Source organism: Nostoc sp. XA010 (assembly GCF_020829625.1).
Lineage (GTDB): Bacteria > Cyanobacteriota > Cyanobacteriia > Cyanobacteriales > Nostocaceae > Nostoc.
In genome coordinates this window covers 21,728-30,181 of sequence record NZ_JAIVFX010000048.1, presented here as the reverse complement: position 1 = coordinate 30,181, position 8,454 = coordinate 21,728, and the positions used below count along the sequence as shown (strand labels likewise).

The window sequence follows — 8,454 nt, the reverse complement described above, 5'->3', positions numbered from 1 at the left end:
TGGAACATTTGCGAACTAAGGTTGCTGAACTTCTTGCTCAACTAACTTCTCAAGTGGCTGCTTCTCTGACTGGCTATGATTTCATTTTGAATGCCCTATCTGTCGCAAACATTTTTTGAATTGGTATGAGGTGTTTCTCTGACACGCTTACAGAAAATTCGCGTGTAGAGGAGACGGCTCACGCGCCCTTGGGGGGCGCTTCGCCTCAGACTGTTGAAAGCGTGAAAGACTTGCCTGTGGCAATGGACTGCACGACGCTAGCGCTTGTGGATGCTGCACAGGGTGGATCTGCTTTGTTGTTAGCTGAAAATCAGGACTGTGGTGAGGAAGCGAGAGACTGTTTTGAAGATACTTGTTCCGCCGGGCCACCTGCCCAAATTGAAAAATCTTCAACTTCAGCGATCGCAGATCAGAAAATAGAACCGAGTCGCCCCTCTGCTGAGTTAATGGCTGAAAATTCAGTTTCGGGTGTAGAGATCAAAGCAGTTGATGAGGGCGAAGGTTCCGCCGCGTCCGTGTCAAATCCTGAAAAATGGTCACATGAGGCAATTGTAGCGAGGTCGAATATGCGACCCGTAAGAAGGGAAAAACTGAATCGAGCGGCGAATTCGGGGCAGAATCCGGGGTTTGACTTTTTGCAGGAGTGCTGGAATGACGATCCGGCTTTGCAGTTCGTGATTAAAAAGGTGCTGGTGAAGTTTCCGCAGTGGGGAATTGCGATTGTGGATGGGGTGTTGGTTGATTGGAATCAGTAGCGATCGCCATTTCAACTACTAGCATATTGACACTACAAGTAATATTTTGTCTTATGGGGAAAGATGCTCTCTCTCAAATGAAACTCCTCACGGGGGTATAGTAAATTCTCCACTCTATCAACACCATTTGAAAACACGAGTAATAAATTAATTGAAGCTGGCTAAACCAATAGAAGCGCACAGATGTGCGCCTATACTATGTATTCGATTTAGAGTTTTTCTAAAATCTGTTCTTTCAAAAAGAGGTGAGTTATGAATATTTTTAAAGTTGAAGTTGTCAAAATCAACAGCATTAATCCTCATCCCAATGCTGATAGGTTAGATATTGTCTCTATCGAAAATATGGCATATCAAGTAATTATAGCCAAAGGCAAGCTTCACACTGGAGATTTAGCTTTTTATTTTCCGATTGATAGTGTTATTCCAGAAAAATTTTTGGATGAGTTTGGGATTCGTAATTACTACTCGAAAATTGATTAGCGATCGCTATCTGCTCGGTAAGGATGGAAGTGAACTCCATTAAGTTCGATAGCGTCAACGGTAGCTTGAGAACTTTATAAAGTAACGTTTTGTAAAGTTTTCAAGTTCTTGCGAAAAATCAGAGTTATGGGTGAAAACTTAGTAGCCTAATTATTGGTTATTTAGTAGCTAGTAACTTGATTTATGCTTAACTAAGCTTAGGTGCTGCTATTAGTGGAGGCAAGCAATGTCAGGTTTGGGTTTTACTTGTTGGAGTGCTTTGGTGACTATCGCTTTCGGTGTCAGCTTTTGTACCATTGATTATGCGATCGCCCAAATTACTCCAGATGGCACTTTACCTAATAACACTAGCGTCACGCAGGATGGGAAAACTTTCGATATTACCGGAGGGACACAAGTCGGTGGTAATTTATTTCATAGCTTTAAAGAGTTTTCTCTTCGTACTGGCGATACAGCTTCCTTTAATAACATTGCGGCTATCGAGAACATTTTTAGCCGAGTAACAGGGAAATCAGTTTCTAATATTGATGGGTTAATCCGAGCTAATGGTAGAGCCAACTTATTCCTGATTAATCCGAATGGCATCATTTTTGGCCCAAACGCCAGTTTAAATATCAATGGTTCATTTGTAGGAACTACAGCAAATGCCATTGGCTTAACTAATGGTGATATTTTCAGTACTAATCCACTTGGATCTATCCCAACAAGGCTTTTAAATATAAATCCTTCTGCTTTTTTCTTTAATCAAATCGCTGCCCCTATTACTGTGAAGTCACGTAGAGATGTAGGGCTTGGTCTTTCTGTTTTATATTCAGATCCAAATAATTTAAAGCCTATCTACGAAGGACTAAAAGTTCCAAATGGTCAAAGTTTATTGTTGGTAGGTGGTGATGTCAACTTAGATGGTGGAGTTTTACAAGCTCCAGGAGGACAAGTTGAATTAGGAGGAGCTTTAGGCTTTGGAAAAATAGATATGAGTGTAGATAGCAACAATCTACGCTTAAGTTTTCCTAATGATACAGCAAGAGCCAATGTTTCTCTTACTAATGAAGCGTTAGTAGATGTAATTGCTGGAGATGGAGGTAGTATTACCATTAACGCCCGGAACCTAGATATTTTTAAAAGTAGCCTCACTGCTGGAATAGCAAAAGGCTTAGGGACAGTTGACTCTCAAGCAGGAGATATTACACTTAATACTACAGAAGCGATGAGAATTGGTCAAACAGATCCCATTAGAACAACAGTTATTAATAAGGTTGATTTTGGTACTACGGGTAATACAGGTAATATCAATATTAAAGCTGGGTCATCTGTCGTAATAGATTCTGCTGCACTGAACATTTTAAACTATGGTCAAGGAGATGCTGGTAGTATCTCAGTTCAAGCAAATCAAAGTAGTCATTTTGCAAATACCTTTATTTCAATTAGTTCGGCAGAGCAGGGAGAGTCTAAAAATATTTCAGTACAAGTCAATGGCGCTGTTTCTTTCGTAGATAGTTATATTTCTACTAGTGCCATTGGACAAGGTAATACTGGTGGAAACATATTAGTGGAAGCCAAGGGTGATATTTCTTTAAATGACGAGACCTTTATCGATAGCTCCTCTCCTATTGTACTGCGAGGTAATAACAATAACTTATTCCTGCAAGGTAATAACAATGACTTTGGGCAAGGAAACTCAGGAAATATATCTGTCCATTCCAATGGGAATATTTCTTTTACAGATTACAGCACTATCCAAAGTTATACTTCCGGACAAGGAAACGCTGGCAATATCTCCATTCAAGCAGACAAGAATATTTCCTTCCTAAGTAGTAGTAGTATCCAAAGTTACACTACTGAAGATGGGGATGCTGGTAACGTCTCCATTCACGCAAATGGTAATGTTTCCTTCCTAAATAATACTAGCATCGAAAGTTACACTACTGGTCGCAGCGAGGTTGAAACGGGGGCAGTTGGCAATGGGGGTAACATTAGTATCAATTCTGGTTCTTTCATATTACAAGATGGAGCTAAACTTGTTGCCTCAACATTTGGACAAGGGAATGCAGGGAATGTGACAGTGCAAACACGAGATGCTGTTTCTCTTGCAGATAATGTTTATATCTTAAGCACGGTAGAACCTGGAGGGGACGGGAAAGGTGGCAATATTGACATCAACGCTGCAACATTATCACTAATTGATGGCGCTAGATTGCAAACCAGCACTCGTGGTGCATCTGCTAGCCAGTCGGCAGGGCAAGGGAATGCTGGCAATATCAATGTTAATGTTACTGGTGCTATTGATATTGCTGGGAAGAAAAATGGTTTTGTTAGTGCAATTGACAGCAGGGTGGGGACGGGGGCAGTTGGCAATGGGGGTAACATTAGTATTAATTCTGGTTCTTTCACATTACAAGATGGAGCTGAAATTGTTGCCTCAACATTTGGACAAGGGAATGCAGGGAATGTGACAGTGCAGACACGAGATGCTGTTTCTCTTGCAGATAATGCTTATATCTTCAGCACGGTAGAACCTGGAGGGGTCGGTAAAGGTGGCAATATCGACATCAATGCTGCAACATTATCACTAATTAATGGTGGTACACTGCTAACTTTGACTCGTGAAGCATCTGATACCCAACCAGCAGGGCGGGGAAATGCTGGCAATATCAATGTTAATGTTACTGGTGCTATTGATATTGCTGGGGAGAAAAATGGTTTTGTTAGTGCAATTAGCAGCAGGGTGGAGACGGGAACTGTCGGCAATGGGGGTAACATTACCATCAATTCTGGCTCTTTCTCATTACTTGATGGCGCTCTACTGACTGCCGAAACACTTGGGCAAGGTAATGCAGGCACAATCAAAGTTAATGCTGCTACTCAAGTCAATATTTCTGGCAAGAGTTCAAACTTTAATAGTGGCTTGTTTGTTAACTCCCAAAGTCCGACGGGTACTGCTGGAGATATTATCGTCACCTCACCTAGAATTACTCTAGACAACAGTGGCACACTCAACGCCCAATCTGCATTGGGTAACGGTGGTGATATCAACTTACAAACTGATTTACTGCTTCTGCGTCGTGGCGCTCAAATCTCTACCACCGCAGGCACGGCAGAAGTTGGTGGCGATGGCGGCAACATTAATATTGATCTTCCGTCGGGCTTTATCGTTGCTGTGCCTGGTGAAAACAGCGATATCAGGGCCAATGCTTTTACAGGTGCCGGTGGGAGAGTAAATATCAAAGCGAATGGCATTTATGGTATTGAGTTTCGTGAAAGTCCAACTCCCTTGAGTGACATCACTGCTAGTTCAGAATTTGGTACACAAGGCACCGTAGAACTCAACACACCTGGTATCGACCCAAACAGTGGCTTAGTTGAGCTACCCACGGTAGCTGTAGACACTCAGATAGCGCAGGGCTGTTACAGTCCAGGTTATGCTCAAAACAGCTTTATCATTACTGGACGCGGTGGTTTACCTCCTAACCCCAGAGAAGCTTTTAGTAGCAATATAGTTCGACCAGAGTGGGCAACTCTTAGTCCAAGCAATGATATTAACTTTCAGCAAACTATTAAAGAGAATCCCCCTATCCCCACACTAGCAGCACCGATTGTCGAAGCTACTGGGTGGGGAACTAATACCAAAGGTGAGATAGTACTTACAGCCAACGCATCTACGGGCACTCCTCACAAAAACTGGCAGCAGTCACCAGTTACTTGTAGTTCTGCAAAATCTGCTTCCAATTAATTTGCTAAATAAATATAAATATGTTGTTAAGTAGATTTTGGCGAAGAGTCCAGCGCAAACTTAAAAAGTTGCAGACAATAATGCAACGCAATGTAAGCGTAATTATACTTGTAACACTGTTCTTAGTAACAACAGTTTTGCCTAGTGCTGCTCAAAAGGTTGTAATTAACATACCCTCTCGAGGTTCACTTAATGCAGAAAATCTGGTACAACAAGGCAGAGCTTTGTATGAAGCTCAACAGTTTGGCGATGCTGTTAAGACTCTAGAATTAGCTGCGGCTAACTATGCTCGTAATGGAGATCAGCTAAGGCTTGCGATGACTTTAAGGAACTTGTCCTTGGCTTATCAAGAACTTGGTTTATGGACAGAAGCGCAAGAGGCAATCACCAAAGGTTTCAAGTTATTAGAAAGTTTAAATAACTCACCATCACGTTCGCAAATCCTTGCCCAAACATTAGATGTGCAAGGACATTTGCAGTTAGCACGAGGACAAGCCGAAACTGCGTTACAAACCTGGCAGCAAGCTGCTAAGATTTATACACAAACAGACGACAGGGCTAAATTTACCCGCAATCGCATCGTTTCTGCACAAGCTTTGCAAATGTTAGGACTTTATACTCAAGCTAAAAAGATTCTGACCCAAGTACAGCAAAGCCTTGAAAAACAAGAAGACTCAGCTTTGAAATCTATAGGGCTGCGTAGTCTTGGTGATGTACTACGAATTGTAGGGGATTTAAATGAATCCCAACAGGTATTAAAGCAGAGTCTGAAAGTGGCTTTATCCTTGCAAGCAAATCCAGAAATCGCTGAAGCTTTAATCAGTCTAGCTAATGCAGCACAAGATGAGGGGGACGCTGAAGCTAGTTTAGATTTTTATCGACAAGCTGCTGTTATATCAATTCCCCCAAGTATGCGTATCCAATTGCTGTTGAATCAATTTAGTTTTCTCTTGAAAACAAAGCAATGGAGTAGTGCCCTTGCATTGGTGCCCCAAGTCCAGTCAGAGATTAACAAGTTACCCCCAAGCCGGATCGCAGCTTACGCTCAAATTAATTTTGCCCAAAATTTAGCACGATTAAAACAGGAAGCAAGCGGGATCGCTTTTTCATGGATAGATATTGCCCATCTGTTAGCAAAAGCGATTGAGCAAACACAAAGTCTAGAAGATAAACGAGCAGAGTCTTATGCTTTAGGTACTCTTGGCTGGTTGTACGAACAAACAAAACAATTCACTGATGCTCAATCGCTTACGCAGAAAGCTTTATTTATAGCACAAAGTATTGATGCATCTGATATTGGTTATCAATGGGAATGGCAAATGGGGCGTTTACTTAAAAGTAAAGGAGATAATAAGGAAGCGACTTCATACTATTTTAAAGCAATCGAAAACCTTCAAAGTTTACGCAGCGATTTAGCTACTACTAATCAGGGAATTCAGTTTACCTTTCGTGAAAGTGTGGAACCAGTGTATCGTGAATTGGTGGAATTGCTGGTACAAACAAAAGGGAATTTAGAGCCATCGTCATACAACTTAAGACAAGCTCGGTTTATAATTGAAACTTTACAATTGGCAGAACTAGATAACTTCTTTCGACAAGCTTGTTTAACTGCAAAGGTAGAAATTGACCAAGTGGTTGAGCAAGACCAGAGTGCAGCAATTATTTATCCAATAATTCTACCAGACCGCTTAGAAGTTATTTTGAAGTTGTCAGGACAAAAGGATTTAAAACATTACGCTACTAATATAGTTAAGCAAGATGTGGAAAAGATTCTTGAGCAATTGCAAGAAAATATCCCTGAACCTCACACATTACGGCTGGTTCAGTCTCTATCTGCACAAGTATACGATTGGTTAATTCGTCCTGCTGAAGCTGAACTAGACAAAAATGAAATTAAAACACTGGTATTTGTTTTAGATGGCGCATTACGAAATATACCAATGGCATCGCTCTATGATGGCAAACAATATTTAATAGAAAAGTATGCCCTAGCACTTACCCCGGGTTTACAACTATTTGACCCCAAGCCTTTGCCAAAGAGACAATTACAGGCACTAACAGCAGGGTTAAGTGAAGCACGTTTAGGATTTTCAGCCTTACCAAACGTAGAACGTGAATTACAAGCAATTGATTTACAAGTAGAAACAAAAGTGCTTCTGAATCAGCAGTTTACTTCAGAAGCGCTCCAGAACCAGATGAAATCGTTGCCTTTTAAAGTCATTCATTTGGCAACTCATGGACAGTTTAGCTCCGATGTTAATAAGACGTTTGTTCTCTCTTGGGATAAGCAGATTAAAGTTAACGAATTAAGTGAATTTCTGCGAACTAGAGAGGAGAACAAACCAGAACCAGTTGAATTGTTAGTACTGAGCGCTTGTGAGACAGCAAGTGGTGATAATCGAGCCGCTTTAGGATTGGCTGGGGTAGCTGTTCGTGCTGGGGCACGTAGTACCCTTGCCTCCCTATGGAACATAGATGATCAATCTACTTCGATACTTATGAGCCACTTCTACCAAGAATTAGCTAAAACACCAAACATAACTAAAGCCGAAGCATTGCGTCGTGCCCAACTAGCTTTGTTACAAAATCCTAGTTACCAACGTCCGAGATTCTGGGCACCCTACGTTCTTGTGGGAAATTGGCTGTAGTGATATTTGCCTGTGTTGTTGCTGTTTGTGCTTCAGACTTACAGCAATCAAGTATCGGTTCCGTAACCAAGTTTTGTAAGTCTACAGACTCTAATAAACTAGCCCAATCGCTTGCTAAGTTAGTATCCTGTCTAAAAGTGCGACGCAAATTAGCTAAAGTAGTCAAGGCATCGTACCAAATACCATTGACAGCATAAAGGGCGACTTGTTGCTTTGGTGTTGCTTTACTTAATTGGGTTTGCACATTTGGTTTGAGCGCTAACAGTTGTACGTTTCCTTCTACAGAAGTCAGAAATTTATTATTTTGCTTGCAATAGATGTTAAAGTACCAACGATATTGCTTACCAATTTCAAGAGGTGAAGAGGTAGGGGGCAGGGTTACACCAATTATGCCTGGTCTTTGTGCTAAAGACGTTTTATAAAAAGTTTGATCTTTTTCATCCTCTATTACTAATTTGGCATAAGAAGAGTCAGATGTATAAGGAACATAAAACCAGAATGTAGGGCGCTGCTGAGTCGTTAACCCCGAAACCACTCGTAAACTCGAATATTCAGGTACTAAAGCTATGAGCAACTTACTCTCAAGTTGTACGTTTTGTGTGGTTTCATTTAAACAGCCACGGCTTCCACCTCCTCTGCGTTGCCCAGGAGCACCTGTATTCGGTGGTGGCGGTGGTGGTGGTGTTTGGAAAATTAATCTATTTTTTGGTTGTTGGCTAGCGTTTCCCGTTGAGGGTTGCACCGAATTAGTCGGTTTAGCAATAGCAAGCTGTGCTTGGGCTGGTATAGCATTAAGAAACGCTAAAATAATAGTTAAAGATAGTTTAATAGAGTTAGTCAT

Annotated in this window: 5 protein-coding genes; 4 read left to right on the top strand and 1 reads right to left on the bottom strand. The window is 41.3% G+C overall.

Annotated features, from left to right (window positions below):
• Positions 1-125: 125 nt before the first annotated feature.
• The 4 genes from LC608_RS32360 (at position 126) to LC608_RS32345 (ending at position 7,613) form a co-directional block, all read left to right on the top strand.
• On the top strand, positions 126-755 hold the full coding sequence (locus LC608_RS32360) for a hypothetical protein (protein ID WP_229557476.1): 630 nt from the start codon (positions 126-128) through the stop codon (positions 753-755).
• A gap of 252 nt (positions 756-1,007) precedes the next feature.
• Entirely contained in the window at positions 1,008-1,235 is a 228-nt protein-coding gene (locus tag LC608_RS32355; RefSeq protein ID WP_229557475.1) for a hypothetical protein, read from the top strand.
• Positions 1,236-1,461: 226 nt separating this feature from the next.
• Complete coding sequence (locus LC608_RS32350) at positions 1,462-4,965, top strand: filamentous hemagglutinin N-terminal domain-containing protein (RefSeq protein ID WP_229557474.1); 3,504 nt, start codon at positions 1,462-1,464, stop codon at positions 4,963-4,965.
• 80 nt (positions 4,966-5,045) lie between these two features.
• The gene (locus LC608_RS32345) at positions 5,046-7,613 is read left to right on the top strand and encodes a CHAT domain-containing protein (RefSeq protein ID WP_229557473.1); all 2,568 of its coding nucleotides are present in this window, start codon (positions 5,046-5,048) and stop codon (positions 7,611-7,613) included.
• On the opposite strand, the gene LC608_RS32340 is transcribed toward LC608_RS32345, so the two are convergent.
• Complete coding sequence (locus LC608_RS32340; RefSeq protein WP_229557472.1) at positions 7,555-8,454, bottom strand: DUF928 domain-containing protein; 900 nt, start codon at positions 8,452-8,454, stop codon at positions 7,555-7,557. The genes LC608_RS32345 and LC608_RS32340 overlap by 59 nt on opposite strands.

Coding starts and splice junctions, on each gene's coding strand:
- LC608_RS32360 (WP_229557476.1), top strand. CDS start 126: ATGAGGTGTTTCTCTGACACGCTTACAGAAAATTCGCGTGTAGAGGAG.
- LC608_RS32350 (WP_229557474.1), top strand. CDS start 1,462: ATGTCAGGTTTGGGTTTTACTTGTTGGAGTGCTTTGGTGACTATCGCT.
- LC608_RS32340 (WP_229557472.1), bottom strand. CDS start 8,454: ATGACTAACTCTATTAAACTATCTTTAACTATTATTTTAGCGTTTCTT.
- LC608_RS32345 (WP_229557473.1), top strand. CDS start 5,046: ATGCAACGCAATGTAAGCGTAATTATACTTGTAACACTGTTCTTAGTA.
- LC608_RS32355 (WP_229557475.1), top strand. CDS start 1,008: ATGAATATTTTTAAAGTTGAAGTTGTCAAAATCAACAGCATTAATCCT.